Annotated in this window: 17 protein-coding genes and 5 pseudogenes; 12 read left to right on the forward strand and 10 right to left on the reverse strand. The window is 73.9% G+C overall.

Annotated elements, in window-relative coordinates:
- Positions 1–3 precede the first annotated feature (3 nt).
- The 4 genes from treZ to UG55_RS02890 all read left to right on the forward strand — a co-directional run bounded on the left by treZ (position 4) and on the right by UG55_RS02890 (position 5,728).
- The gene (treZ, locus tag UG55_RS02875) at positions 4–1,791 is read left to right on the forward strand and encodes a malto-oligosyltrehalose trehalohydrolase (RefSeq protein ID WP_066062311.1); all 1,788 of its coding nucleotides are present in this window, start codon (positions 4–6) and stop codon (positions 1,789–1,791) included.
- Between the two features lie 276 nt (positions 1,792–2,067).
- Entirely contained in the window at positions 2,068–2,916 is an 849-nt protein-coding gene (locus UG55_RS02880; RefSeq protein WP_066062672.1) for a pyrimidine reductase family protein, read from the forward strand.
- A gap of 190 nt (positions 2,917–3,106) precedes the next feature.
- Positions 3,107–3,574 carry a hypothetical protein gene (locus tag UG55_RS02885; protein WP_199865009.1) on the forward strand — a complete coding sequence of 156 codons (468 nt, stop codon included), beginning with the start codon at positions 3,107–3,109 and terminating at the stop codon, positions 3,572–3,574.
- An 18-nt stretch (positions 3,575–3,592) separates the two neighbouring features.
- Entirely contained in the window at positions 3,593–5,728 is a 2,136-nt protein-coding gene (locus tag UG55_RS02890) for a hypothetical protein (RefSeq protein ID WP_128422823.1), read from the forward strand.
- A 41-nt stretch (positions 5,729–5,769) separates the two neighbouring features.
- On the opposite strand, the gene UG55_RS02895 is transcribed toward UG55_RS02890, so the two are convergent.
- The gene (locus UG55_RS02895) at positions 5,770–6,966 is read right to left on the reverse strand and encodes an ATP-dependent DNA ligase (RefSeq protein ID WP_066062314.1); all 1,197 of its coding nucleotides are present in this window, start codon (positions 6,964–6,966) and stop codon (positions 5,770–5,772) included.
- Positions 6,967–7,094: 128 nt separating this feature from the next.
- Between UG55_RS02895 and cysC the strand changes: the two genes are divergently transcribed.
- Positions 7,095–8,864 (forward strand): adenylyl-sulfate kinase, encoded by a 1,770-nt coding sequence (cysC, locus tag UG55_RS02900; protein WP_066062678.1) that lies wholly within the window; start codon positions 7,095–7,097, stop codon positions 8,862–8,864.
- On the opposite strand, the gene UG55_RS31690 is transcribed toward cysC, so the two are convergent.
- The 6 genes and pseudogenes from UG55_RS31690 to hemE form a co-directional block, all read right to left on the reverse strand.
- The coding region (locus UG55_RS31690; protein WP_242423639.1) for a sugar transferase at positions 8,858–9,185 on the reverse strand (328 nt) is incomplete at its 5' end. The genes cysC and UG55_RS31690 overlap by 7 nt on opposite strands.
- Position 9,186: 1 nt before the next feature.
- A pseudogene (locus tag UG55_RS31695) lies at positions 9,187–9,754 on the reverse strand (sugar transferase); the annotation flags it as partial.
- Position 9,755: 1 nt separating this feature from the next.
- A pseudogene (locus UG55_RS31700) lies at positions 9,756–10,314 on the reverse strand (nucleoside-diphosphate sugar epimerase/dehydratase); the annotation flags it as partial.
- Between the two features lie 1,257 nt (positions 10,315–11,571).
- Positions 11,572–12,432, reverse strand: coding sequence for a hydrogen peroxide-dependent heme synthase (hemQ, locus tag UG55_RS02910; protein ID WP_242423640.1), 861 nt, complete (start codon positions 12,430–12,432; stop codon positions 11,572–11,574).
- 70 nt (positions 12,433–12,502) lie between these two features.
- Positions 12,503–13,915 (reverse strand): protoporphyrinogen oxidase, encoded by a 1,413-nt coding sequence (hemG, locus tag UG55_RS02915; protein WP_066062322.1) that lies wholly within the window; start codon positions 13,913–13,915, stop codon positions 12,503–12,505.
- Positions 13,916–14,245: 330 nt separating this feature from the next.
- On the reverse strand, positions 14,246–15,328 hold the full coding sequence (gene hemE, locus UG55_RS02920; protein ID WP_066062325.1) for a uroporphyrinogen decarboxylase: 1,083 nt from the start codon (positions 15,326–15,328) through the stop codon (positions 14,246–14,248).
- Between the two features lie 165 nt (positions 15,329–15,493).
- Here hemE and UG55_RS02925 point away from each other — a divergent pair, with 165 nt between their 5' ends.
- From UG55_RS02925 to UG55_RS31715, 7 genes and pseudogenes are all read left to right on the forward strand, one after another.
- Positions 15,494–15,892 carry a DUF3817 domain-containing protein gene (locus UG55_RS02925; RefSeq protein ID WP_066062328.1) on the forward strand — a complete coding sequence of 133 codons (399 nt, stop codon included), beginning with the start codon at positions 15,494–15,496 and terminating at the stop codon, positions 15,890–15,892.
- A 1,547-nt stretch (positions 15,893–17,439) separates the two neighbouring features.
- Complete coding sequence (locus UG55_RS02935; RefSeq protein ID WP_066062334.1) at positions 17,440–18,093, forward strand: DUF3000 domain-containing protein; 654 nt, start codon at positions 17,440–17,442, stop codon at positions 18,091–18,093.
- 111 nt (positions 18,094–18,204) lie between these two features.
- A complete protein-coding gene (locus UG55_RS02940; protein ID WP_066062337.1) occupies positions 18,205–19,791 on the forward strand; it encodes an HRDC domain-containing protein in 1,587 nt (528 codons plus the stop codon).
- A gap of 230 nt (positions 19,792–20,021) precedes the next feature.
- Positions 20,022–21,227, forward strand: a complete 1,206-nt coding sequence (locus UG55_RS02945) for a thiolase family protein (protein WP_066062684.1) — start codon at positions 20,022–20,024, stop codon at positions 21,225–21,227.
- A gap of 140 nt (positions 21,228–21,367) precedes the next feature.
- The coding region (locus tag UG55_RS31705) for an enoyl-CoA hydratase/isomerase family protein (protein WP_242423641.1) at positions 21,368–22,373 on the forward strand (1,006 nt) is incomplete at its 3' end.
- Position 22,374: 1 nt separating this feature from the next.
- Positions 22,375–22,888 (forward strand): annotated as a pseudogene (locus tag UG55_RS31710) (3-hydroxyacyl-CoA dehydrogenase family protein); the annotation flags it as partial.
- Between the two features lies 1 nt (position 22,889).
- A pseudogene (locus tag UG55_RS31715) lies at positions 22,890–23,530 on the forward strand (3-hydroxyacyl-CoA dehydrogenase family protein); the annotation flags it as partial.
- 87 nt (positions 23,531–23,617) lie between these two features.
- Here UG55_RS31715 and UG55_RS02955 read toward each other — a convergent pair.
- The 3 genes and pseudogenes from UG55_RS02955 to UG55_RS31720 form a co-directional block, all read right to left on the reverse strand.
- Positions 23,618–24,643, reverse strand: a complete 1,026-nt coding sequence (locus tag UG55_RS02955; protein ID WP_066062687.1) for a lysylphosphatidylglycerol synthase transmembrane domain-containing protein — start codon at positions 24,641–24,643, stop codon at positions 23,618–23,620.
- Between the two features lie 142 nt (positions 24,644–24,785).
- A partial coding sequence (dxs, locus tag UG55_RS02960; protein ID WP_242423642.1) for a 1-deoxy-D-xylulose-5-phosphate synthase occupies positions 24,786–26,599 on the reverse strand: 1,814 nt, incomplete at its 5' end.
- Position 26,600: 1 nt separating this feature from the next.
- Positions 26,601–26,744, reverse strand: a pseudogene (locus UG55_RS31720) (1-deoxy-D-xylulose-5-phosphate synthase N-terminal domain-containing protein); the annotation flags it as partial.
- Positions 26,745–26,902 lie beyond the last annotated feature (158 nt).

The raw sequence follows: 26,902 nt of genomic DNA on the forward strand, positions 1-26,902 counted from the left end.
GACATGAGCTACTTCCGGGTGTGGGCACCAGCCGCGAAGACGGTCAGCCTCGTCGTCGCCGACGCCGGAGGCTCCGACGGGAGCCGGGACGCCGTCCACAGGATGTCCAGCGCCGCCGGCGGCTGGTGGACCGTCGAGGTCCCGGCCGCCCGGCACGGGACGGACTACGCCTTCCTCGTCGACGACAGCGAGCAGGAACTGCCCGACCCACGCTCGGCCTGGCAGCCACACGGCGTCCACGGGCGCTCCCGGCTCGTCGACCACGCCCGCTTCCCCTGGACGGACACGCACTGGCGCGGGGTGCCGCTCTCCGGCAGCGTGCTGTACGAGCTGCATGTCGGCACGTTCACCGAGCAGGGCACCTTCGACGCCGCGATCGAGCGGCTCGACCATCTCGTGGACCTCGGTGTCGATCTGGTCGAGCTGCTGCCGGTGAACGCCTTCCCGGGGCGGCACGGCTGGGGCTACGACGGAGTCGGGCTGTTCGCCGTGCACGAGCCCTACGGCGGGCCGGCGGGCCTCAAGCGGTTCGTGGACGCCGCACACCGCCACGGCCTCGGCGTGATCATGGACGTCGTCTACAACCACCTGGGGCCGGACGGTAACTACCTCGGCCGGTTCGGGCCGTACTTCACCGACCGTTACAGCACACCGTGGGGCCCGGCGGTGAACCTGGACGCCCCGGGCTCCGACGAGGTCCGCGCCTTCATCATCGACAGCGCGCTGACCTGGCTGCGGGACTACCACTGTGACGGGCTCCGCCTCGACGCGGTGCACGCCTTCGTCGACAACCGGGCCCGGCATCTGCTGGAGGAGATCTCCGACGCGGTCCACCGGCTGGGAACGCAGCAGCGCCGGCCGCTGTTCGCCGTGGCGGAGTCCGACCTCAACGACCCGCGGATGATCACGGCACCCGACGCCGGTGGGCACGGGCTCGACGGGCAGTGGGCCGACGACATCCACCATGCGCTGTGGGCCGCTCTGTCCGGCGAGCGGCAGGGTTACTACGGGGACTTCGGATCGTTCGAGACCCTCGGCAAGGCCCTGGGTTCCGCGTTCGTCCACGACGGCGGGTACTCGACGTTCCGTGGGCGCTCGCACGGACGACCGGTGCCGCCGCGGACGCCCGCCTACCGGTTCGTGACGTTCCTGCAGAACCATGACCAGGTCGGCAACCGGGCGACCGGCGACCGGGCGAGCGCGACCCTCAGTGACGGCCACCTGCGGATCGGCGCCGCGCTGCTGCTGACGGCCCCGTTCACGCCGATGCTGTTCATGGGCGAGGAGTGGGGTGCCACGACACCGTGGCAGTACTTCACCGACCACGTCGACCCCCGTCTGGCGGAGGCGGTGCGAACCGGTCGGCGAGGGGAGTTCGCCGCCCACGGCTGGGGACCGGAGGACGTGCCTGATCCACAGGACCCGGCGACGTTCGAGCGGTCCCGCCTGGACTGGGCCGAACGCGACCGGCCGGGGCACGCGTCACTGCTCGACTGGTACCGCCGGCTGATCGCGCTGCGCCGCCGGCTGCCGCAGCTCAGCGATCCCTCGCTGGCGTCGGTGCGCTGCACCTACGACGAGGACGCGAACTGGTTCGTGCTGCGCAGGCTCGCCCGCGGCGGCGATGTGGCCGTGGTCTGCAACCTGGCCGCCGAACGCCAGGCCGTGCCGGTGGAAGGCGTGCCCTTCGACGCGCCGGCGGCCTCCAGCCCCGGGTTCGCCTACATGCCGGGCCGGGTCGAACTGGAGGGCGAGTCCGTCGTCGTGGTGCGGCTCCTGCCTGCGCCCTGAGCGGGGCCGCCGGCCGCAAGGGCGGCTACCGGCCGCGCACGGGCCGGCCCGTGCGCGGCCGCGTGATCAGCGGGCGTTGCGACGGCGGGCGGAGGCGCGGGACAGGCCGCGATAGAGCAGACCGAGCCCGGCGAGGCTGACGATCAGGACACCGATCAGGAGCGCGACGTACGTGTTCACGAATCCATCCTGGCAGCAGCCCGGGTGCGGACCGCGCTGGCGGTGCGGCGCCGGTGTCGCGGCGCGGGTGGCGGTCGCCCGGATACAGTCGTGGGGATGCGCATCCTTCTGTCCGCTGGCATCCCGGTTCCGTCGGACAGCGCCGTCACCGCTGGCAGCCCTGCCGCCGGCACCCCTGCCGCGGACAGCCCTGCCGCGGCCGGCTCCGGCCCCGCGAGCGGGGGCACCGTTGACCTCGACGCCGTTTACGCCGTTCCCGAGCCCGCGGCGGGGGCGGCGCACGTGCGGTCCAACTTCGTCGCGTCGGTCGACGGCGCGATCGAGATCGACGGCCGTTCGGGTGCGCTGGGCGGCCCGGCCGACCTGAAGGTCTTCCGCCTCCTGCGGTGGTTGTCGGACGTCGTGCTGGTCGGCGCCGGCACCGCCCGCACCGAGAACTACGGTCCTGTCCCGGTGCCCCGCGAGCGGCAGGAGCGGCGGGTCGCGGCCGGGCTCGCGCCCATCCCCCCGGTGGCGGTCGTCAGCGGCCGCCTCGACCTGGACCCACAGGCCCGGCTCTTCGGCGGGCCGGTCCGCCCGCTGCTGCTGACCTGTGAAGCCGCTCCGCCCGACCGGCGGCGCGCACTGGAGCCCGTGGCGGACATCGTGATCTGCGGGGAACGGTCCGTCGAGCCACCGGCCGCCCTCGCCGCGCTCACCACCCGGGGGCTGCGGCGCGTCCTGACCGAGGGCGGGCCCACCCTGCACGGGCAGTTCGCCGCGGCCGGCCTGCTCGACGAGGTGTGCGTGACGGTCGCGCCGGTGCTCGCCGGGCCGGGCCGACTCGGCATGATGATGGGCCCACCGTGGTCGGCGCCGATCGGTCTGCGGCTCGTGCACGTCCTCGAGGAGGACGGGGTGCTCTTCCTCCGCCTCGGTCGCGACACCCCGGCCCCGGCCGCCTGAGCTCCCGCGCCGCGCGGTCAGCCGGGGCCCGCCCGACCGAACGAATCCGCGTTGTCCACAGCCCCGCCCGGGCCGGGCCCGGCCCCGCCGCCCGCGGCTAGCGTCGTTCCTGACTCCGAGGCCGGCCACCCCGCATCCCGCGGGCCCGGCCGCGGAACCTGACGGATCACTGCGGCGGACGGCGGCCTCGATGACTCCCCCACATCCCAGCGGCACAGGCGCGCAGCCCACACGGGCCGCGCAGCCAACACGAACCACACAGACCACACAGCTCACACAGACCACACAGCTCGCACCGGCCACACAGCTCGCACCGGCCGCGCAGGTCACACCGGCCACGCCGAGCCCGAACCGCTACCGGGAGGCCGTCGAGGCCACGCTGGTGGCGGCGGTGACCGGGCGGGCCGCCCTCGCGGAGGTCTTCGGCGCCCTGTTCACCGAGGCCGACGCGGGCGGCTGGCAGGGCCGGGCGGCCGACGACTGGTGGCATCAGGCCAGTGATCAGCGGGCGGCCGCGCTGGGCAGCGTCGATGTCTGCGTGGCCGCCTGCCGGCAGCTGCTCGCGACCCAACCCGAGCAGGTGGGCCCCGAGGATCCACGGGCACGGCATCCCGGGCCCGCCCGGGCGATGCCCGCGCCGCGGGTCGGCCCGCGGTAGCCCGGCGGGCGGCGCGCCGTGTCCGGGCCAGCTGACCGGGTCGTCATCGATCCCGACGCACTGCACAGAATGATCACGAAGATGGGCGACCTCCGCCAGGCCGTGCGGGCGCAGCAGCGCCTGCTGGCGGACCACGTCGGGTCCGTCCCGCTGGCGGTGGACACACCAGCCCGCCTGCGAGCCGTGGACGCCTGGGCCGACCGGGAGGTGCCCCGGCTGCACCGCCGCCTGGTGCTGGCCGAAGCCGCCGACCCGTGGGCCGGCGGTCAGGGCCGTGCGGTGTTCCTCCCGGTGGCTCCCGACGCCTACGAGACGTCCGAGCAGGCGTCGGCCGCGGGCCGCGCGCTTGCCGATCGCCTGCTGCGGCCGGATCCCGGTGGCCGGGACCGGATCGCCGAGGTCCTGGCGATCCTGGACGGCCGGGTGACGGATCCGGATCTTGTCGCCGGTTTCTACGACCGTCTCGGACCCACTGATCTCGCCCGCCTCCTGCACCGGCTGTTCGAGCCCGCGGGTCCCGCCGCCCAGCCGCGCGCGGTGGAAGTCCTGGGGCGCGGCCTCGCCGTCTACAGCCGCCTGCGCGACCTGACCGGGTCCTGGCTGCGGGCCTTCAACCGGCAGGGGCGGCCCGACCGGGTGGAGACCACCCTGCTGGGGCCGCTGCTCGGGCATGGGCGGTTCGCGCCAAAGCTGCTGGGGCTCCTCGGTGATCTGTTCCTCGGCACGGCCGACACCTCGTTGCGTGACGTCGGCCTACAGGTCGGGCCGCGGGGCGACCGCCGGGGGAGCACATGGCCGCCCGGGCCCGCCCACCAGGACTACGGTGCCGCGCTGCTGCGCGCGATCGCGGCGGATCCACGGCTCGCGCCGACGTTCGCCGCCCGCCATCTTCCCCGCATCCTGGGAGCCTCCCAGCTGCTCGGTGACGGCCTGCCCGCGGGCCTGCGCCCTGGTGGCGACGCCTGGTCCGCGCGGCTGGAGGGCCCGCGCGCGGACCTGGTCGCCGCGGCCGGCGGCGCCGCCGCACGGGCAGCGGCGCCGGCCGCGGCCCAGGACTTCGTGACTCGCCTCGTCAACCTGGTGTCCGGGGCCGGCGGAGAGTCCGGCGGCGGGGGCGGCCGGGTCTCCCCCCACATGAGCGCCGCCTACGGTCAGGTACTGCACGCCTGGCGAGATGATCTCTATGCGGCCGTGACCACTCCGCTGCCGCCCGGCGGGCCGGCACCTGCGGCGTCGGCTTCCGCTGCGGCGTCGGCTTCCGCGGAGGACGGCTCCGACGTGCCCGGCCTCGGGCTCGACGCCGGGCGGTGGGCCGCGCTGCTTCGGGCAAGCCTGCGCGGTGGGTCCAGCGCCCCGCTGCTCGCGGCCGACGCCGTGACCTTCGCCGCCGACCTGGAGCAGCGGGCCTGGGCGGCGACCCGCGGCTACAACCGGGCCGACACGGGGCACTACCCGGCGAGTCCCCGAGCGCTTGCCTACCACCAGTCGAACGAGGTCGCGGCCTTCTTCGGCACGGCCCTCACGGCCACCGCCGAGGCGGAACTCAACGCCTACGCGGCGGCGCTGGCGGCCCACCAGCGACGCACCGCGGTGCTGCTGGACATCCTGGCCGAGACGGCCAAGTCCATCGACGGCACGAGCCTGGTCAGGACACTCACGAACCTCGCGCGCGGGCTGACCGTCGAGATCGTGGAGGCGCGGGTCCGGCAGGCCGTCTCCACCCTGCCCACGGAGGGCTCCCGCGCGATCCTGGCCGACCTGCGTGCCGGGCTCCGGCGGTATCCCGGCTGGCAGTCCCGCTACCGCGCCTCCGTGGCGGACCTGTGGCGCCGGCGGGACAGCGACCCGCCGCGTCCGGTGCGCGTGACGGCGGATGACGGCTCGATCCGCGTCTACACCGGGGATCCCCGTTCCGACGGTTTCATCACCGGCCCGCGGGACGACTTCCTCGGCCCCGGCGACGAGCCGATCGCCGTGGAGGCCATGAGCCTTCAGCAGCGCTCGGCCTACGCCCGCTGGCTGGCCAGCCCCGCGATCGTGGCGAACAACGACCGGTTGTCGTCGGCGCTCGGCGGGCTCCCGGCTGACGTGGCCCCCGGGTGGGGGCCGGGGTGGGCCCAGCCTCCGGCCGCCGAGGACCCGGCACCGCGATGACGGAGCGCGCGATGAACGACGGATGCCCGCGGTCAGCCGGGTCAGGCCGGCGGAAGACCCAGGACGTCGGCGATGTCGAAGCTCACCGGGCGTTCGAGCTGCGCATAGGTGCACTCGCGCGGATCACGGTCAGGGCGGAACCGGACGAACTGGGTCGTATGGCGGAACCTGGGTCCCTCCATATGGTCATACCGCACCTCGACCACTCGCTCGGGCCGCAACGGGACGAAGGAGAGATCCCGGCCTCGGGACCACCTGCTCTCGCCCGCGTCCCACGGCGTCCGCGTGGCCACGGCTGCGCCTGCGAGTCCCGCTTCCGTCTCCCCGGCGGCTCCGGCCCCGGCTCGGGCCCCGGGCCGGTCCCAGGGATGCCCGGCGATCGGGCTCACCAGGTCCGCGAGTTCGCCCACCAGCTCCCGGCGGCGGGCCATCGGGAAGGCCGATGTCACCCCGACCGAGAGCAGGTGGTCGTCGGTGTAGAGGCCGAGCAGGAGGGAGCCGACCGCCGCCGGATCATTGCGGTAGGGCCGGTAGCCGGCGACGACACAGTCCGCGGTGCGCTCGTGCTTTATTTTGATCATGGAACGCCGGTCCGGCTCGTAGCGCCCGTCGGGCGGCTTGGCGACCAGGCCGTCGAGCCCGGCGCCCTCGAAACGGTGGAACCACTCCGTGGCCAGCCCCAGGTCAGCTGTCGACGGCGTGAGGTAGACCGCGGCCGGGAGACGCCCGGGCGCGGGCCCGGTGGCGGCGCGCTCCGCCGTGGCCTCCTCCCGTGCCGCGGTGGCCAGCGCCGGCGCGGACCTGCCGCCGAGGACATCCTCCAACGCCGCCCGCCGCCGCGCGAACGGCTGGCCCATCAGCGCGGTGTCGCCGCGCGCGAGCAGATCGAAGGCCACGAACGAGACCGGAGTCTCGCGCGCGAGCCGGTCGACCCGGCTGGCCGCGGGGTGGACCCGCTGGGCGAGCTCCTCGAAGTCCAGACCCCCGGGGCCGATGACCACGATCTCGCCGTCCAGGACACAGCGGTCTGGCAGGACCGCCAGCAGCACCTCGACCAACTCCGGAAAGTACCTGGTCATCGGCCGGGTGTTCCGCGAGGTGATCTCCAGTTCGGCACCGTCGCGAAACACCAGCGCGCGGAAACCATCCCACTTCGGCTCGTACAACATGCCCGGGGGGATTCTGGCCGTGGCCCGGGCGAGCATCGGCTTCACCGGCGGCGACACAGGCAGGTCCACGGGACCGATACTCGCGCACGGGACGGGCCGCCGCGAGCATGCCGGGGCTGCGGTCGTGTGTCGGATGTGCACCCCCGGGCGGCGCCGTGCGGTTCACCGAGGCGTGGCGGACCCGTTACCGTCGCGGTGTGAGCGCCACCTCCGACAACGATGTCGGCTCGTTCGCCCGGAACCCGCGCGGCGGTGTCCACGACGCGGCCGGTCTGCCCGCCGCCCCCGAGGACCAGGACCACTTCCACGCGCCAGCGGGCCAGCCCAGCGGCATCGTCCGGCCCGAGCGGGCCCGTGAGCTGCGTGCCGCCTCGCTGTCCTGGCCCTCGATCGTCCTGGACGCCCGCCAGCTCGCCGATCTGGAGCTGATGCTGCTGGGTGCCTTCGGCCCCGCGCCGAGCTACTTCGACCAGGTCCGGGAGCCCGGTGGCCCGCCGGTGCCCGAGCTGTCGGTGCCGGCGGAGGTCGCGGCCGAGCTGACCACCGGCACGGACGTCGCGCTGCGGGACCGCGAGGGGGTGATGATCGCCGCGCTGCGGCTGCTGGCGGTCGAACCCGTGCCCGCCGGAACATCCGCGGGCCACGCGCGGACGCGTCTGGTCGGAACGGTCGAGGGCCTGGAGCTCCCCAGCCACCCGGACTACCCGGCGCTGCGGCTCACCCCGGCACAGCTGCGGGCCGAGCTCGCCGCCCGCGGCTGGACGGCGTCCGGGACCGGCGCACCCTGGGCAGTCTGGGCTGACGGCCTGTTGCATACGGCGGACGTCGGGCGGATCCGCGCGCTGACCCGCCGCGGCCGGCACTGCGTGATTCTGGCTCCGGTCGGCGGTGCCGATCCGGCCGACGGAGCCCACCATCTCCGGGTGCGTTGCCTGCTCGCGGCCCTGAACGCGATCGACGCAGCCCCGCGGCCGGCCGAGGCCACGCTGGCCCATGAGCCGTTCGCGTCGGAGGCGGTCCGCGGTAACGGCGCCCGGGGGCGACCGGCGGCCTCGCCGCCCGAGGCGGCCGGCCCGGAGCCGGGCGGTCACCGGAGCATGCTGGTACTGGTACCGGTGGTGCCGGCCAGCGAGCTCGCGGCCCCCCGCGAGCCCACGATGAGCGCCACCTCGCCGGGGGGGCTGCCCGACGAGCCCGAGGCCGGCGGGCCGTTGATCGACACGACGGCCGAGATCATCGCCCTGCGCGCGCACCTCGCCGAGGTCTACGGCTGCGGCGGGAGCCTCACCGGGCCGGCGATCGGCGCTCCCGGGTCCGGCGAACTGGCGGCCCTGCTGGACGTGGGTGCCCCGCTGCCGGCGGAGCTGACGCCGCCGGGGGTGGCCGACGAGCTCGTCCGCGCCGTCCCGCCGCGGTCCCGGCGCGGGCTGACGATCCTGTTCACCGGGCTCTCCGGAGCGGGCAAGTCGACGCTGGCCGGGCTGCTGGTCTGCCGGCTGCTGGAACGAGGCCGCCGGGTCACCCTGCTGGACGGGGACGTCGTGCGGACGCACCTGTCCCAGGGCCTGGGTTTCTCCCGCGCCGACCGGGAGACCAACGTGCGCCGCATCGGCTTCGTCGCCGCGGAGGTCGCGGGGGCCGGCGGTACCGCGGTCTGCGCACCGATCGCGCCCTACGCCGAGGTGCGGGAGCAGGTCCGGGCGATGAGTGCGGCCCGGGGCGCGGGCTTCGTGCTCGTGTACCTGTCGACGCCACGAGAGGTGTGCGAGCAACGAGACCGCAAGGGCCTCTACGCCAAGGCCCGCGCGGGAGTGCTCCCCGGTTTCACCGGCGTGTCCGACCCCTACGAGGAGCCGACGAACGCGGACGTCGTCGTGAACACGGCGGAGCTGTCACCCGCCGAGGCCGTGGGCCAGGTGCTGGCACACCTGGCCCGGGACGGCTGGATCGAGGGCGAACCTCAGTAGGCGCCCTCGCGGCGGAGCACCGCGAACAGCGTCCGCCACAGGATGACGAAGTCCATGGCGAGTGACCAGTTCTCCACGTAACGCAGGTCGAGCCGCACCGACTCGTCCCACTCCAGATCGCTGCGCCCGCTGATCTGCCACAGCCCGGTGAGGCCGGGCTTGACCATCAGCCGGCGGTACACGTCGTCCTCGTAGCGGGCGACCTCGGAGGGCAGCGGCGGACGCGGCCCGACCAGTGACATGGTGCCGTTGACCACGTTGAACAGCTGGGGCAGCTCGTCGAGCGACCACTTCCGCAGGAACTTGCCGACCTTGGTGACCNGGGGGTCGTCGCGCATCTTGAACAGCAGGCCCTCGCCCCGCTCGTTGAGCGCTTCGAGCTCGGCCTTGCGGGCCTCGGCGTCGACGTACATCGAACGGAACTTGTACATCCGGAACTCGGCCCCACCGCGGCCGGTCCGCGTCTGCTTGAAGATCGCCGGGCCGCGGCTGGTGAGCCGCACCGCCAGACCGAGCCCGATCAGCAGCGGCGAGAACAGCAGGATCGCGATACCGGCGACGACGCGGTCGAAGGCCATCTTCATCAGCCGGCGCGTGCCGCTGAGCTCGGGCTCCTCGATGTGCAGCAGCGGCAGGCCGGCGACCGGCCGGATCGAGATCCGCGGCCCGGTGACGTCCGTCAGCGCGGAGCTGACCAGGACGTCCACGTCGCTTCCCTCCAGCGCCCAGAGAACCCGCCGCAGGGTCTCTCCGTCCATCTGCGGCCCGATGGCGACCGTGGTGGCATGGGTGGCCTGGATGGCGGTGTGCAGGTTCTCCGAGGTGCCGACGATGGGCACGCCGAGCAGGTCGAACCCGCTGCGTTCGGGTCGGTCGTGGCTGTGCCGGCCNGGCAGCCGGTCCAGGCAGACGCCGACGACGGACCACCCGGAGGTGGGGTCGCGCTGGGCCAGCCGGACGAGGGTGGCCGCCGACTCACCCGCTCCCACGACCAGCACCCGGTGCAGGCAGCGCCCCTGCCGCCGCATCCGGTGCAGGATGCCGCGGCCCGCGGACCGGCCGGCCACCGACAACATCGTCGCCACCGGGAACGCGATGAGCACATAGCTTCGGGCGATCTCGGCCTTGGTCGCGTAGGAGGCCACCGCCACCAGCGCCGTGAGCCGGGCCGCGGCGTTCACCACCCGGCGGAACTCCTCCGAGCCGCCGCCGAGGAACCTGCTCTCGTAGGCACGGTTGAGCGACATCGACAGGACCCAGGCCAGCGGCAGCAGGACCGTCATGATGATGTAGGGCCTCGACGACACCGGCTTGGTCTCGAAGTCGACGACATCGCCGAAACGCACGAAGTACGCAAGACCCACGGAGACCACGCAGGCGATCGCGTCGAAGAGCACCAGCAGGCGGACGTATCGCCGCTCCCAGCCGATCTGGGCGCGGTAGTCCCTCGNGTCCGGGGTCGGGTGGACCTGCGCGAAGGAGTACGGCCCCCCGTCCGCGGGCCAGGCGTGCCGCCCCCCCGGCGGGAACGCTGGCCTTTCCTCCCGGCCCTCCCGGCCCTCCCGGTCCGGCCCCACCCGCGGGGCCGGCCAGCCCGGTGGGGCCGGAGCCGCGGCCCAGTCATGCTGGGCCGGTGGACCGGCATGGACCGCCTCGTCCTGCCCGAAGTAGCCGCGGGAATCGGGCACCACGCCCGTCGCGCCCGCTGGCCAGGGGCTGCCGGATGGCCTGGGCCCGCCGGATCCCCGCGGGCCACCTCCGAAAGATCTCGACCCGCCGGAAACCGTATCCGTCACTGCAGGACCCCCCCTGGCCTTCGGCTTGTCAGTACCGTTCGACGGACCGGGCGCGCGGCAACCACCTCCCGGATCTCCCCCTGCCGGGCCAATTGTCGATCAGGAATCACCCTCTGGTGTGGCGGTTCGCCCATACACGTGCGGCCCTGTAGTCGGTACGCGCGACCGGGGGCGTCCCACGCCACAGCGGCGCTCGCGGGCACCTGCCCCTGCGACCTGTCCACTCGCGACATCACCGACTCCGAGCCTCCCGCGACCGTGTGACCCGGGCGGCCGCGCCGGTCTGCGGCACACCGTCCGCGCGGTCCGCGCGCGGCGATGGGCTCCCGACGCGGACCGCGGTACGGCCCGGATGTGGCCCGCACCAGCACCGACATGCGGCGCTCGATGGTCAGGCGGCAACGTTACCGGCACCCGCGTCACAGCGGACCATCGCCCCGCCCGGCGCGGAAGCCTTCTTCACGACAGCTCGCGATGGACGCCCACGCACTCCCATCACAAAGAGTGACGGGAGCCCTCCGTCTACCAGTAACCCTCCGTAGAAAAACTGCCCGATCACCCGAGTTGTGCCGCCCAACGTCTACCGTTGGTCGCCTCCGTTGACGGGTAGCAGACAGAAACCAGCGGCGATGCTACTGTCAGTCATGGCCGGTCCGGGAAGCGCCCGGCCGCCGTCCACCGGTCGGCCGCGGCCCTTCGGGCCCTCGTCCACCGGTGGTTTCTGCCCGCCCGGGTCGACATCGTTCGCCCGGCCGTGGGGGCAGCAACGGGGCGGTCGGCGCCTGCCGGACGGGTGGGGGCGCCCGGGCAGGTGCCGACCTCCCCTCGGTGGGGCCCAGCGCATCGGGCCACCGACCGGATCAGGCCACGACCGGATCAGGCCACCGGCGGCGCCGATCCGGGTCAGGTCACTACGGCAGTGCCCGCACGACGTCCGCCAGCGGCTTGCGCGCGCCGCTGTAGAACGGCGTCTCAAGCCTCGTGTGGCGCCGCGTCGCACTGGCACGAAGGTGCCGGATGCAGTCCACGATCCGGTGCAGCTCGTCGGCCTCGAAGGCGAGCAGCCACTCGTAGTCGCCCAGGCCGAACGCGGCGACCGTGTTCGCCCGCACGTCCTCGTACTCGCGGCCCATCATTCCGTGCTCGGCGAGCAGCCCGCGGCGCTCGTAGTCGGGCAGCAGGTACCACTCGAGCGAACGGTTGAACGGATAGACGCAGATGTAGCCGCGCGGGTCCTCGCGGCGGACGTAGGCCGGGATGTGGTTCCGGTTGAACTCCGCGGGGCGGTGCAGACCGACCGCGGACCACACCGGCTCCAGATGCCGCCCGAGGGCCGTCTGCCGGAACCGCTGGTAGGTCTCCTGGAGCAGGTCCGGGTCTGGTGAGGTCCACCAGATCATCACGTCGGCGTCCGCCCGGTACCCGGAGATCTCGTACACGCCGCGGGTGTACACGTCCTTGGCCAGCGCGCCGTCGAGAAGCGCCGCGGCCTCCGCGGTGATCTCGGTGCGGTCCGCGGGCAGCGGGCGCCGGGCCGCGAAGACCGACCAACCGGTGTAGAGCAGCTCGTCGTTGAGTTCCCGGGCCGACCTGCCGTCGGCAGCGACCGGGTCGGTCACGGCCGCGGAGCCGGAGCCGTGCGGGGCCCCGCCGTGCGCCGCCGCGGCAGGCGGTCGGGCGGCGCTGGTGGGCGGGGCCGGGTGCTGGGCACCCGAGGTGGGCGCGGACGCCGATGAGGTGCCGCTGCGCTGGACGTCGTCGCCTGTTGACATGACACCATTGTCCACCCGGGAGGCGAGATCGCGGAGAGTCTCGGCCAGCCTCCGGTGCCGCCGGGCCCGGTCAGGCTCCGGCGGGCTCGGACTCCGCCGCCGGGGCGCCGCCGGCACGCAGCCCGCTCAGCACGGCCTCCGCGGCGGCCTCGCCGGAACGGATGCAGGCCGGGATCCCGACCCCGTCATAGCCCGCTCCGGCGAGTGCGAGGCCGGCCGGCAACGCCCGCCGGACGGATTCGATCCGGCCCGGGTGCCCGGGCAGGTACTGCGGCAGCGCGCCGCCCCAACGGCTGACCCGGAAGGCGATCGGACGAGCGATGACTCCGGTGACCTGGGCGACCTCGGCGGCGACCACCCCGGCGAGCTCGGTGTCGCCCCGGCGCAGCTCACCCTCGGCGCCCGCCCGGCCGACACTGGCCCGCACGACGGTGAGGCCACTGCCCGCCGCCACGTGCGGCCACTTCTCCGACAGGTAGGTCACCGCCTTGATCGACAGCCCGGACCGGGCCGGCACGAGCAGGCCGCTCCCAGCCGGCAGCGACGCACCCCGGTAGAGCAGGGTGACCAGCCCCACCGACGCGTAGGGCACTCCCGCCAGTGGCGCCGCGGCGTGCGGAGCGATCGGGCTCAGCAGGTCGCGCGCGGCACCCGCCGGCACGGCGAGGATCACCGCGTCGGCCGTGATGGGCGCCGGGACCTCGCCGCCGCCCATCGGGTCACAGCTCACCTGCCAGCCTTCGGACGTCCGCCGCAGCTCACGGACCATCAGGCCGGTCCGCACCTGCGCGCCGCTGGAGCTCGCGACCTGTTCGGCGAACTGGCCGAGACCTCCGCGCAGCGAGGCGAACACGGGCGTGTGCGCCGGCGCCGGTCCCGTCCGGGCCCGGACCCGGTGCGCGCCGAGCAGCAGCGACCGGTCCTCGGTCGCGATCGGGGTGAGCTGGGGGACGGTGGCCCGCAGTGACAACGCGTCGGCACGGCCGGCGTACACACCGCCCAGCAGCGGGTCCACCAGGCGGTCGACGATCTCGCGGCCCACCCGGGCACCGACGTAGCCGCCCACGGTGGGGTCGTCCGGCAGTGCAGTCCGCGGCAGCACCAGGTCGGCCGCGGCGCGCAGCAGCCCCAGCGGGGAGAGCACCCGGGAACGCACCAGGCCGAACACGTCGGTCGGGACGCCCAGCATGGTGTTCGGCGGGATCGGGCGGCGCCGCCCCCCGACCCACAGCGACGCGGCGGTGGTCGCCGGGTGCACGACAGCGTGCCCGAGGCCGACGTGTCGTGCCAGGCGGAGCGCCTCCGGCACCCGCACCAGGAACGACTCCGCGCCCTCCTCCACCGCGAGCCCCTCGATCGGGGTCGTCCGCAGCTTGCCGCCGACCCGGTCCCCCGCCTCGAGCACGGTGACCTCGGCCTTGCCCGCGAGGGCGTTCGCGGCGGCCAGCCCCGCGATGCCCCCACCTATGATCACGACCCGCACGTGTCTCCCAGCCCCCTCACGCCGTCCCCGATACGGCCGTACCGGTGGGGATACCGCCGGCGTGTGCACGCCGGCCTCCTGCCGGCGGACACGCCCGGCCACGCGGTCGAAACCCGTGTCCCGCCGGGACCCAGTCTGGTCCGTGGATCCGCGTCCGCGACACCGTGGGTCCCGTCAGTACACGTCCTGCCGTCCCGGGAGCCGGGCCGGACGTGCGTCCGGCCCGGTACCCGCCGTGCCGGGCCCCGCGTGCGTCCGCTCGCCCCGGCCCCGGTCATCCCCCGGTCGGGCCAGTGGACGCCGCGCCGTGCCGCGGTGGACCGGACCCGCTCAGAACTGGTGAACGAGGTCCACGATGTGCGCCAGGACACCGGGGTCACTCTCCGGAAGCACACCGTGCCCGAAGTTGAAGATGTGCCCGGGAGCCGCGGCCCCCCGCCGGCAGACGTCCCGCACCTTCGCCGCCAGCACGTCGGACGGGGCGAAGACGGCGGCGGGGTCGAGGTTGCCCTGCACGGACCGGCCCGGGCCGATCCGCGTGACCGCCTCGTCCAGCGGGACCCGCCAGTCGACCCCGACGACGTCGGCGCCGACCTCGCCCATGGCGCCGAGCAGCTGCCCGGTGTTCACCCCGAAGTGGATCCGCGGGATGCCGTCGTCGGCGAAGGCCGACAGCACGCGGCGGCTGTGCGGGGCCACGTACCGCAGGTAGTCGTCCTCGCTGAGCGCACCGGCCCACGAGTCGAACAGCTGCACGGCGTCGGCGCCGGCGTCGACCTGCACGCGCAGGAAGCCGGCCGTGATGTCGGCGAGCCGGCCGAGCAGGTCGTGCCACAGCTCCGGCTCGGAGTACATCAGTGCCTTGGTGCGGGTGTGGTTCCGGCTGGGTCCTCCCTCGATGAGGTAGCTCGCGAGCGTGAACGGAGCGCCCGCGAACCCGATCAGGGGCGTCGCCCCGAGCTCACGGACCAGCGATCCCACGGCCGTGCTGACATAGGGCACGTCGTCGGGTTGCAGCGGGCGCAGGACGTCGAGATCCGCGCGGGCCCGGACGGGGTGGGCCACCACCGGTCCGACTCCGGCGACGATGTCGACTTCCACACCGACCGCGGCGAGCGGCAGCACGATGTCGGAGAAGAAGATCGCCGCGTCCGGCCGGAACCGGCGGACGGGCTGCAGCGTGATCTCCGTGACCATGTCCGCGTTGCGGCAGGAGTCGAGCATGGCTGTGGTGGCGCGCAGCGCGCGGTACTCGGGAAGCACCCGACCGGCCTGGCGCATGAACCAGACAGGCACACGGTCCGGGCGGTCCCCGGCCGCGGCGCGCAGAAACGGCGAGGTCGCGGCAAGGCCCACTCGGCGGGGCGAAACCCCGGAACGAGGCGGCGCGACGGCGGTACTTCCGAGGGACATGGCCCGATCGTTGCACGCCGGGCGAACAGATGCCGGCTGGGGCACACGACTGTGTGCGATATCTTCTACTGGCAGTAGAAGTCGATCGGGCCAGTCCACCATCAGACCAGGCCCCCGGAGACCACAGCGCACCGGTGCGGCACGGCGACCGTCGAGGAGAATCTGATGTCCGAACCCGCCGCTCAGGACGGCTTCTGGCCGGTAGGCGCAGCCCGGGCCGTGTCGCTCGCGGAGGCCACCTCGTTCCTCCTGCTGCTGGTCGCAACCGCCGTCAAGCACGGGGCGGACCAGGAAATCGGCGTGCGGATCCTCGGCCCGCTGCACGGCGCCCTGTTCGTCACATACTGCCTGCTGGTGCTGTACGTGTCGGTGCTGCGGCGGTGGCGCGCCGGCCGCACGCTGCTCGCCCTCGGGGCCTCCGTACTGCCGGTGGCGCCGTTCTTCGTGGAGCGGCACTGGCTGCGCCCCCTGTCCGCCTCCGCCGGGGACGACAGCAGCCAGGGCGGGGCGCCCCGCCAGCCCGGCCCCGCGGGAGGAGCGGCGCGCTCCGCGCCCGCGAACTAGGCAGCTTCGCGCAGTCCGCCTCGTGGCGGGCCGAGGGACCCAGCTCGCGGGTGCGGGCGGGTGCGGTGGGTGCGGGCGGGTGGTCTGACGGTGGTGGTCAGCGTTTCGGGTGCGGGCGGCGTAGTGGCGATGCGGCGACTGAAGAGCTCGCTGTGTCTCCTCGGGAGAGGTGTTGACAACCCCGGCGGTGGAGGGGGTGCAACCCCGCTGGAAGCGGAGACACAACGAGCCCTTCAGCCGCCGTCGGCGAACACCCGCGGACCCGTGACACAGGGTGGGCGACGGCCGTTTCGGGGCCTGTACGCCCTCTGAACACCCTGGTGGCGGCATCGCGGCGGGCTCCACCGGGGAGCAGCGGCCCGATCGCCGCGACTCGGCCGGGCGGCCGCCGGCCAAGATGCCCGCGGGCCCGGCGCTGGACGCCGGAAGGGACAGGGCGGTGGTGTCCCGACACCGGCCCGGGGCCGTCGCACCACGGGCCTCCCGACCGCCTCGCCACCGGGGCGCCCCGTCCCATCAGACAGGTCCGTCACCCCGACCCCGAGCCGGCCACCCGCACCCCGACCCCGACCCCGAGTCCGCCACCGCCACCGCCACCTCGGGTCAACCACCCGAAAACCTCGGGTCAACCACCCGAACCGCCACCCCGAACCACCGCGTTGATCCACGAGAAACGCCTGGCCCACAAGCCCGTACCCACGAGCCCGTGCCCACGAGCCGGCACGAATCGCCCCCACCCACCCGGATGGGGCTTCGATCGCGCACCACGCACAGCCGGCCGCACGCGACACGCCGGGGGGAATGCGCGGAGAACCGCCTTACTCATGGCACCGTCAGTCCAGTCGGAATGGGCGGCAACGGTCCGCAATGTCCAGCGTTCGGCCCTTTCCGACCGGCCAACGGAGGCAGGACTCCTCGGCGGCGCTCCCAGCTGGGCAGCGGCCGGGGCGCGTCCGTGCCCTGCGGCCNGGGTGGCGCGCGGCACGCGCGGCTCGCGGTGGGCCCGGTTCGGAGTGATCTCCGGTCGAGGTTCCCGCCCTCCCCGGCAACCCGTGGGCCGCGGCCAGGCGGACGAGGCGACCGTGCCCGGGGAGTGATGCGCGAGTGGACCAGGTCCTGGTGGGCACGGAGGATCGCATCCGCTACTGCGCGGGGTGCGCGGGCGAGCGGCTCTTCGAGCGGCCACCGTGTGCACACGGTCACGGTAGCGACTGCCCCGAGCGTGCCTGCACCGTGTGCGGGCACGCGATGCTCGTCGACAGCCTCCCCGCCCCCGGCGTGCCCGTTCTCAGGGCCGCCACGTGAGCCTGCACAGCCCGGAGCCGGGCCCGGAGGTCCCGCCTGCCGCGTACCGCCCGCCGCTGCGCCCGGCGACGGCGCTGGGTGGCCCCGCGCCGGCCGGCGGAACCCGTCCCGCGGCGCCGCCGAAGCCGGAGCATGCCCCGCCGTCGTGGCCCAGAACCGGCCAGGCCCGCACGGAGAACCCCAAGCGCCCTTCTCCGACGTCCGGCCAGCGTGATCACGGTGCAGCACCTAACGTTGCGGCCATGGGGGGAACACGGCCACCGCTCACCGCGCCTGCCCTCTTCACCGCCGCCACCGACGCTCTCCGGGGCTGCCTGGAGGACCTGCGGCCCGACGTCACCATTCGGGAGATCCCCGCGCCGTCCCGGATCGCGCCGTTCGCCTACGCGCTGGCCGGCGGTCTCACCGGCGACGACGAGACCGCGTCCGGCCGGTTCGTGCTGTTGTTCGACCCCGACGGGCAGGACGCCTGGGAGGGCCCGAGCCGGGTGGTCTGCTACGCCCGGGCGTCGGTGGACCCGGAGGTGGCGGACGACCCGCTGCTGCCCGGTGTCGCCTGGTCCTGGCTGCGGGAGTCGCTGCAGTCGCACGGCGCCGAGGTCCGCGCGCTCGGCGGCACGGTGACGACCACGTCGTCCCGCCGGTTCGGCGTGCTGGCTGCCGACGGCGACAACTTCGACGTGGAGCTGCGCTGCTCGTGGTCGCCGACCTGGGCCGGGTCGGGGCTCACCGGGCCTGTCCCGGCGAGCCCGGGCGGGGAGGCCGCACCGGGGCACGCCTGGGACCCCGCGGAAGTCGCGGCACACCTGCATTCGTTCGCCGATCTGCTGGCCGCGATGGCGGGTCTCCCGCCGCGTCTCTCCGGGGTTGTTCCGCTACCTGCGCGTCGAGCCTGAGTCACTGGGCGCTTCCCCGTGGGGACACTGCGCGGCGGCTATGTCAACAGAACGCGTCCGGGATGACTACCTCGACGCCAAAGACGAACACTAAGCGTATAATTAGCCCGAATGCTCGACCGACTGGGCTGCCAGCACGCTCATTCACACGTACCATCGCCGATCGTGACGTCGACGGTTCCTGACTCAACGCACCTGGTCAGTGAAGGTGCGGCAGCCGAGGCTGCCGCCGAGGCGTCAGCGGCCGTACCGATCCCCCTGCTGGAGCCCGCGGACGGCGTTCCGCCCGTCCTCGACGACCCCCGGCAGCTCGCGCAGGCCGCGGAACGCCTCGCTGCCGGCACCGGGCCGGTCGCGTTCGACGCCGAGCGCGCCTCCGGCTACCGGTACAGCCAGCGTGCCTACCTGGTGCAGATCCGCCGCCGCGGCACCGGCACCCTGCTCATCGACCCGGTGGCGCTGCCCGACCTGACCGTCGTGCAGGAGGCGGTGGGCGGGACCGAGTGGGTCCTGCACGCGGCCAGTCAGGACCTGCCCTGCCTCGCGGAGCTCGGGCTGCGTCCGACCCGCCTGTTCGACACCGAGCTCGCCGGCCGACTGCTGGGCTATGAGCGGGTCGGGCTCGGCGCCATGGTCGAGCGGGTGCTCGGCTACGGGCTGGAGAAGGGGCATTCCGCTGCCGACTGGTCGACCCGACCCCTGCCCGAGCCATGGCTGCGCTACGCCGCTCTGGACGTCGAGCTGCTGGTGGAGCTGCGTGACCGGCTGGAGACGGAGCTGATCGAACAAGGCAAGATCGACTTCGCGGCACAGGAGTTCGCCGCGATCGCCGCCGCTCCCCCGCGGGAGCCCCGCGCCGAGCCGTGGCGCCGCACCAGCGGGATCCATCGCGCGCGCACCCGGCGCCAGCTCGCCGCCGTCCGGTCGATGTGGCAGGCCAGGGACAAGGTCGCCCGGGCCCGTGACATCGCCCCCGGGCGGATACTGCCCGACAACGCGATCATGGACGCTGTCCTGAAGGCCCCCGAGGACGCCGCCGCCCTGACCCGGCTGCCCATCTTCTCGGGACCCAAGCTGCGCCGGTCGGCCACGACCTGGATGGACGCGCTCCGGGCCGCCGCGGAGCTGCCCGACAGCCAGCTCCCCAGTTCCGCGGGCCCCGGCGGCGACGGCCTGCCGCCGCAGAACCGCTGGGCGGAGCGTGATCCGGTGGCCGCCGCCCGGTTGGCCCGGGTCCGCTCCGCGCTGAACGCCATCGCCACGTCACTGGGCATGCCGGTGGAGAACCTGCTCGAACCCGCGGTGGCCCGCCGGGTCACCTGGACCCCACCCACCCCGCGGGACACCGCGTCGGTGACGGCCGCACTCATCGCGGGCGGGGCCCGGCCCTGGCAGGTGGAGCTCACGGCGGCGGCCGTGGCCACCGCGCTGGTGGACCCGCCCGCGGGCACCGCCACCAGCCCGAAGGCCGCCCGGAACAACGCCTCGAACCCCACGGCGGACGGAGCCGGCGGAGGCACGACCCCCGGCGGAGGCACGACCGAAGACGGCGGCACGACCGAAGACGGCGGCACGACCGAGGGCGGCCAGGCCGGCGGCACCGCCCCGCGCAGGGCCACCAGGGCACGGCGACCGGCCGGCCCGCCCGCCGGCGACGCGGAACCCGCCGCCGCTGACGGGCAGCCGCCGGCCTCCTGATCGGAATCCGGCTGATCGGAATCCGGCCCACGGCGATCGCGGATTTTAGCCGGCAATCCAGGGCACTCCTCGACCATCAGACGTGACACCCATTACCTACCCACGGGTAACTCCTGCCGTAGGCTGGTGTCCGTCGCGGTCGGCACCACCTTCAGGCTTCCGGCCCGACACCGGTGGCGGCGGGAGTCGAGTACTCGCCGTCGACGGACAAGGGCGTCGAGGAGGCCGGTGTGTTCGTAAGCGCGCAGGGTTCGGTGCGTGATGTGGTGTTCGTCGACGGCGTCCGCACGCCGTTCGGCAAGGCGAAGGGGGTCTACGCCGAGACCCGGGCGGACGACCTGGTGGTCAAGGTCATCCGGGAGCTCATCCGGCGCAATCCGTCGCTGCCCCCGGAGCGCGTCGACGAGGTCGCCATCGCGGCCACCACCCAGATCGGCGACCAGGGCCTGACCATCGGGCGGACCGCGGGCATCCTGGCCGGGCTGCCGAGATCGGTGCCGGGCTACGCCATCGACCGGATGTGCGCGGGCGCCGTCACGGCCGTGACCACGACCGCCTCCGCCATCGCCGTCGGTGCCTACGACATCGCCATCGCCGGCGGCGTCGAGCACATGGGGCGCCATCCGATGGGCGAGGGCGTCGACCCCAACCCCCGGTTCGTCTCCGAGAAGCTCGTCGACCCCTCGGCACTGGTCATGGGCATGACCGCGGAGAACGTGCACGACCGCTACCCGGGCATCACCCGGGCCCGGGCCGACGCCTACGCCGTCGCCTCGCAGGCCAAGGCGGCCAAGGCCTACGCCAACGGGCAGATCCAGCCCGATCTCGTCCCGGTGGCCGCCAGGCACCTGGAGAGCGGCTGGGAGCTGGTCACCGCCGACGAGCCGCCCCGCCCCGGCACCACCGTGGAGGGGCTGGCCGGGCTGAAGACGCCGTTCCGGCCGCACGGGCGGGTCACCGCCGGCAACGCGGCCGGCATCAACGACGGCGCGACCGGATGCGTGCTGGCGGCGGCCGACGTGGCCGCTGAGCTCGGCCTGACCCGGAAGATGACCCTGGTCGGTTTCGGCTTCGCCGGTGTCGACCCCGAGGTCATGGGCGTCGGCCCGATCCCGTCCACGGAGAAGGCGCTGGCCCGCACCGGCCTGAGCATCGACGACATCGGCCTGTTCGAGCTGAACGAGGCCTTCGCCGTGCAGGTGCTCGCCTTCCTCGACCACTTCGGCATCGCCGACGACGACCCCCGGGTCAACCCCTACGGCGGCGCGATCGCCTACGGCCACCCGCTCGCCTCCAGCGGCGTGCGGCTGATGACCCAGCTCGCCCGGCAGTTCGAGGAGCACCCCGAGGTGCGCTACGGCCTGACCGCGATGTGCGTGGGCATCGGGATGGGCGCGACCACCATCTGGGAGAACCCGCACCACCAGGCCGCCTGAGCCGGCCCGCCTCACCGGGAACACGGTCGGGCGGCCCCTCCCTCGGGGCCCGCCCGCCGTTCCCGGGCACCCACGGTCGACAGCCAGGTCGGCCGGGACCCTCGAACCTCAGCATCTTCGGCCGAAATGGGAGACGGAGCATGAGCAGCGCCGCGGTGACTCTTGAACATCCGGACGAGGTCGTCACGCAGGCCCATGTCCGCTATGTACAGCTTCCCGGGGTTGATGGACCGGTCGCGCTCATCACCCTCGACAACGGGCTGGACCACACCCGCCCGAGCACCTTCGGCCCGGCGGGGCTGCGTTCCCTGCTCGCGGCGGTCGACCAGATCGAGGAGCACGACCCGCCGGTGGCCGCGGTGGCGGTGACCGGCAAGCCGTTCATCTTCTGTGTCGGCGCGGACCTGTCCTACCGGTCCTCGCTGACCGATCCGGAAGAGGTCAGGCCCAAGCTGACCGCACTCGGCGAACTCGGGCACACGGCCCTGCGCCGGGTCGGCGAGGGCCGCCTCGCCGGCCGGAAGGTCCCGACCTTCGCCCTCGTCAACGGCGCGGCCCTCGGCGGCGGGCTGGAACTGGCCCTGCACTGCGACTACCGGGCGCTGTCGACGGACATCGCCGCGCTCGCGCTGCCCGAGGTCTTCCTCGGCCTCGTGCCGGCCTGGGGCGGCACCCAGCTCCTGCCGAACCTCATCGGCCCGGAGAAGGCCGTCACGGTAATGATCGACAACGCGCTGAGCCAGAACCGGACGCTGCGCGCGAAGCAGGCCTTCGAGCTCGGGATCGGCGACCTGCTGCTGGCGCCCGCCGACTTCCTGGAGGAGGCCCTGCGCTGGGTGGGCCAAGTCCTGCGCGGCGAGGTGGACCCCGCCGCCGGCCGGCAGCCGGTGGAGCGGGGAGCGGCGTGGGCCGCGGCACTCGACCGCGGGCGTGCCCTGGCCGACGCCCGGCTGCACGGCGCCGCCCCGGCCGCCTACCGCGCGCTCGAACTGATGGCGCTGGCCGAGACCGCGGACCGCGACACCGGTTACGCCGCCGAGGACGCGGCCCTGGCCGACCTGGGCGCCAGCGAGGAGCTGGTCGCCGGCCTCTACGCCTTCGACCTGGTGAACAAGCGGGCCAAGCGCCCGGTGGGCGGCCCCGACCNCTCGCTGGCCCGGCCGGTGACGAAGGTGGGCGTCGTCGGCGCCGGCCTGATGGCCAGCCAGCTCGCGGCCCTGTTCGCCCAGCGGCTGGAGGTGCCGGTCGTTCTCACCGACCTCGACCAGGCCCGGCTCGACGCCGGGGTCGCCCGGGTCCACCAGGAGTTCGACAACCTCCTCCTGCGCGGGCGCATCTCCCCCGACCGGGCGAACCGGCTGAAGGCGAACGTCAGCGGATCGCTCACCAAGGACGCGTTCGCGGACGCCGACCTCATCATCGAGGCCGTCTTCGAGGACATGGCGATCAAGAAGTCGGTGCTCGCCGAGCTGGAGACGTACGTCAAGCCGGAGACGCTGCTGCTCACGAACACCTCGGCGCTGTCGGTGACCGAGATGGCCGCCGACCTCACCCACCCCGAGCGGGTCGCGGGCCTGCACTTCTTCAACCCGGTCGCGGTGCTGCCGCTGGTCGAGGTCGTCCGCACGCCCACCAGCGACGACCCGACGATCGCGACCACCNTCGACGTCGCGAAGAAGCTCAGGAAGAACGCCGTCCTGGTCGCGGACGCGCCCGCCTTCGTCGTGAACCGCCTGCTGACCCGGTTCATGGGCGAAGTCCTCGCCGCCACCGAGTCGGGAACGCCGATCGACGTGGCCGACACCGCCCTGGACTCGCTGGGCCTGCCGATGTCGCCGCTGGTCCTGCTGTCGCTGGTGGGCCCACCGGTCGCGCTGCACGTGGCGCAGACGCTGCACAGCGCCTGGCCGGACCGCTTCCGTTCACCGGACGGCCTGGCCCGGGTCGTCGCCGCGGGCAAGACCGGCTTCTACACCACCGACCCGCAGGGCCGGCAGGTCGTGGACGACGAGGTCACCGCGCTCGTCCGCGGCGACGCGGGCGCCGGTGCCGGTGCCGGTGCGACGGCGATGACCGCGGAGCAGGTTCGCGAGGCGGCGCTGGTGGCGCTCGCGCGGGAGATCCGGCTGCTGCTGGACGAGAAGGTCGTCGCCGAGGCCGCGGACGTCGACCTGTGCATGGTCCTCGGGGCGGGGTGGCCGTTCCACCTGGGCGGCATCACGCCGTACCTGGATCGCACCGGGATCAGCGAGCGGGCGACCGGCCAGCGCTTCAGCCCGCCCGGCGTCGCCACCATCGCCTGACCATCTGACCATCTGACCGCCGGTCAGCATCTCGGGCCCGGTCCGAGCGGGTTACGCACCCGCCCGGACCGGGCCCGCGTGCTTTGGTCACCTCGCCCGGCTGGGTGTCTCCCGCGGGTCCGCGCCCGGCTCGGCCGGGAGCACCGGCGAGGGCCGCTCGTCCGGGGTGGGCTCGCCCCGCGGGCGCAGCGCAACCCCGACCAGCGCCCAGACGACGTCCGCGATGGTGGCCAGCAGCCGCGCCACGACGGCGATGAGGGTTGCCGGGCCACTCGGCAGGGCGGGGGCGAGCGCGAGCACCAGCACGGCCTCGCGGACCCCGGCCCCCGCCGGCAGCACCAGGACCAGGAACCCCGCCGTCCAGGCGAGCGCGTAGGCGCCGACGCAGAGAGCCACCAGCCGGGCGCCGTCGACGGCCGGGGTGAGGTCACGCACGAGCAACCAGGTGCCGACGCCGTACCAGACGAAGCCGGCGATCAGCCAGCCGGCGCCGGCGAGGATGGGCCGGGCGGTGAGCGGCTCGGCCAGCGGCGGGCGGCGCAGCAGGCGGAAGGCCCGGCCCAGCAGCCGGGAGAGCACCGGCGGGTACAGCACGACGGCGAACAGTGGCACGACCGCCAGCGCCCACCAGTAGTCCGTGAGGGCCTCGCGGGAGACGAAGGGAAGCGTGGCAGCCGCGGTGACGCCACCGCAGGGCACCGCCAGCGCCAGCACCACCAGGCTCGCCGAGGCCGACTTCGGCCGGGAGACCCCGTAGTCGCGGGAGAGTTCCATCTGGGCGAGAACCGGCCAGACGCTGCCCGGGATGTACTTGCCGATCTGACCCACGCAGAAGATCCGGATGGCGGCCCGCAGCGGCAGTACCGCCCCGAGCCCGCCGAGCACCGCACGCCAGGACAGCACGGTCGCGCCGACCGCCGCCACCGTGGCGACCGCTGAGCCGACCAGGCCGAGGACGGTCAGCTCACCGACCGAGTCCCGGACGTCGTTCCACTGCCCCACCAGCGCCACGCCGAGCAGTACCGCGGCGAGCAGCAGCGCGCCGCGTACCGCCCACCAGCGTGCGCCCCGGGGCCGGGCCGGACCGTCACCGGCCCGCCCGCCCCCGGGCAGGTCCGCCCCGTCGACACCGCTCACTGGGTCAGACTATGGCGTCCCGTCCGCGCGGCCGGCGCCGGGCCGTCGACCCGCGACACCGCGCGCTGATCCACGGGCACCCGGGCCGCGCGGGACAGGCGCGGCCCGGCTGCGACGGTCAGGCCTGGCCGGTGGCCGGCGCCTGGTCGGACCTGTCCGTGTCGGTCGCACCGACCTCGTCGTCCACCAGCGAGTTCTGCCGGCGGGCGACAGCCTCGATGACCTTGCGGGCCAGGTCCTGGGGCGCGAGGCCGACCTCGGCGAGCACCTCGTCCCGCTTGCCGTGGTCGAGGAACCGCTGGGCGACACCGAACTCGCGCAGCGGGACATCGACGTCGGCGTCCCGCAGGAGCTGGGCCAGCGACGCGCCGACACCGCCGACGCGGCCGTTGTCCTCGACGGTGACCACGAGGTCGTGCTCACGGGCGAGGTCGACCAGGGCCGGGTCGAGCGGCTTGACCCAGCGCGGGTCGACGACGGTGATGCCGATGCCCTGGCTGGCGACCCGGGCCGCCACGTCGAGGCAGGTCGGAGCCATCGCGCCGACCGAGACCAGCAGCACCTCGCGGTGCCGGGCCACCGCCGGCGCCCGGTAGAGGACGTCCACCCCGCCGACCTGATCGATCGCCGGCGTGGGCGCCGCGATCTTGCCCTTGGGGTAGCGCACGACCGTCGGGCCGTCGCTGTTGGAGATCGCCTCGTCGAGCTCCGCGCGCAGGGTGGCCTCGTCCCGCGGCGCGGCGATCGCCAGGCCGGGCACGACCTGCAGGAAGGACATGTCCCACATGCCGTTGTGCGACGCGCCGTCCTCACCGGTGATGCCGGCCCGGTCGAGGACGAACGTCACCGGCTGGCGGTGCATCGCCACGTCCATCAGGACCTGGTCGAACGCCCGGTTGAGGAAGGTGGCGTAGATGCACACGACGGGCTTCAGGCCGCCCATCGCCAGGCCCGCCGCCGAGGTGACGGCGTGCTGCTCGGCGATGCCGACGTCGAACACCCGGTCCGGGAACGCCTTGGCGAACGCCTTCAGGCCGACCGGCTGGAGCATCGCGGCCGTCATCGTGACGACGTCGGGACGCTCCGCCCCGATCCGCACGATCTCCTCGGAGAAGACCGACGTCCAGGACGTGCCCTTGGCCGCGGACACCGGCTTGCCCGTCGCCGGGTCGATGACCCCGACGGCGTGGAAGTTGTCGGCCTCGTCCTGCTCGGCCGCGGGGTAGCCGAAGCCCTTGCGGGTGATCGCGTGCACGATCACCGGGCCGCCGAAGTCCTTGGCCCGGCGCAGCGCCGACTCCATCGCGGCCACATCGTGGCCGTCGATCGGGCCGACGTACTTCAGGCCGAGGTCCTCGAACATGCCCTGCGGGGTGACGACGTCCTTGATGCCCCGCTTGATGCCGTGCAGGGCGTCGAACAGCGGCGCGCCGACCAGCGGCGTGCGCCCCAGCACCTGCTTGACGACGTCGAGGACCTGCTCGTACTCGGGTGCCAGCCGCAGCGACGCGAGATGGTCGGCCAGCCCGCCGATGGTCGGCGAGTAGGACCGGCCGTTGTCGTTGACGACGATGACGACCTGCCGGTCGGAGGCCGCGATGTTGTTCAGCGCCTCCCAGCACATGCCGCCGGTGAGCGCGCCGTCGCCGACGACCGCGACGACGGCCCGGTTCTCGCCGCGCAGTGCGTAGGCCCGGGACAGCCCGTCCGCGTAGGACAGGGCGGTCGAGGCGTGGGAGTTCTCGATGATGTCGTGTTCGGACTCGGCCTGGCTCGGGTAGCCGGAGAGTCCGCCACGCTGACGAAGGCGGTCGAAAGCTTCTCGACGGCCGGTGAGAATCTTGTGGACATATGACTGATGTCCGGTGTCCCACAGGACACGGTCAAATGGTGAGTCAAAGACCCTGTGAATTGCGAGAGTCAGTTCGACAGNGCCCAGATTCGGCCCGAGGTGGCCGCCTGTACGGGCAACCGCATGGATGAGGAAATCACGGATCTCGGCCGCGAGCGCCACCAGTTCCTCGTGGTCGAGGCGCTTGACGTCCTGCGGGCTGTCGATCGTCGACAGAAGCGACACGGCGTGCTCTCCCTCCCCCGAAAGGGGATCGGTCCGGGTCCGGCAAAGTCTACGCAGCACCCCCCGGGCTCCGCAGACAGGCTCCCGACATGTGAGTTGCCCGGAGAGCGTCAGGTATTCTGCCCAGTCGCGGTAGAATCCACCTCCCGCGGCCGGGA

It is taken from the genome of Frankia sp. EI5c, assembly GCF_001636565.1.
In the GTDB taxonomy this organism is placed as follows: domain Bacteria; phylum Actinomycetota; class Actinomycetes; order Frankiales; family Frankiaceae; genus Parafrankia.

Excerpts from the sequence above, each read along its gene's own strand:
- hemQ (WP_242423640.1), bottom strand. The coding sequence starts at position 12,432 with ATGTCAACAGGCGACGACGTCCAGCGCAGCGGCACCTCATCGGCGTCC.
- treZ (WP_066062311.1), top strand. The coding sequence starts at position 4 with ATGAGCTACTTCCGGGTGTGGGCACCAGCCGCGAAGACGGTCAGCCTC.
- hemE (WP_066062325.1), bottom strand. The coding sequence starts at position 15,328 with ATGTCCCTCGGAAGTACCGCCGTCGCGCCGCCTCGTTCCGGGGTTTCG.
- UG55_RS02940 (WP_066062337.1), top strand. The coding sequence starts at position 18,205 with ATGCTCGACCGACTGGGCTGCCAGCACGCTCATTCACACGTACCATCG.
- UG55_RS02880 (WP_066062672.1), top strand. The coding sequence starts at position 2,068 with ATGCGCATCCTTCTGTCCGCTGGCATCCCGGTTCCGTCGGACAGCGCC.
- UG55_RS02935 (WP_066062334.1), top strand. The coding sequence starts at position 17,440 with ATGGGGGGAACACGGCCACCGCTCACCGCGCCTGCCCTCTTCACCGCC.
- UG55_RS02885 (WP_199865009.1), top strand. The coding sequence starts at position 3,107 with ATGACTCCCCCACATCCCAGCGGCACAGGCGCGCAGCCCACACGGGCC.
- UG55_RS02925 (WP_066062328.1), top strand. The coding sequence starts at position 15,494 with ATGTCCGAACCCGCCGCTCAGGACGGCTTCTGGCCGGTAGGCGCAGCC.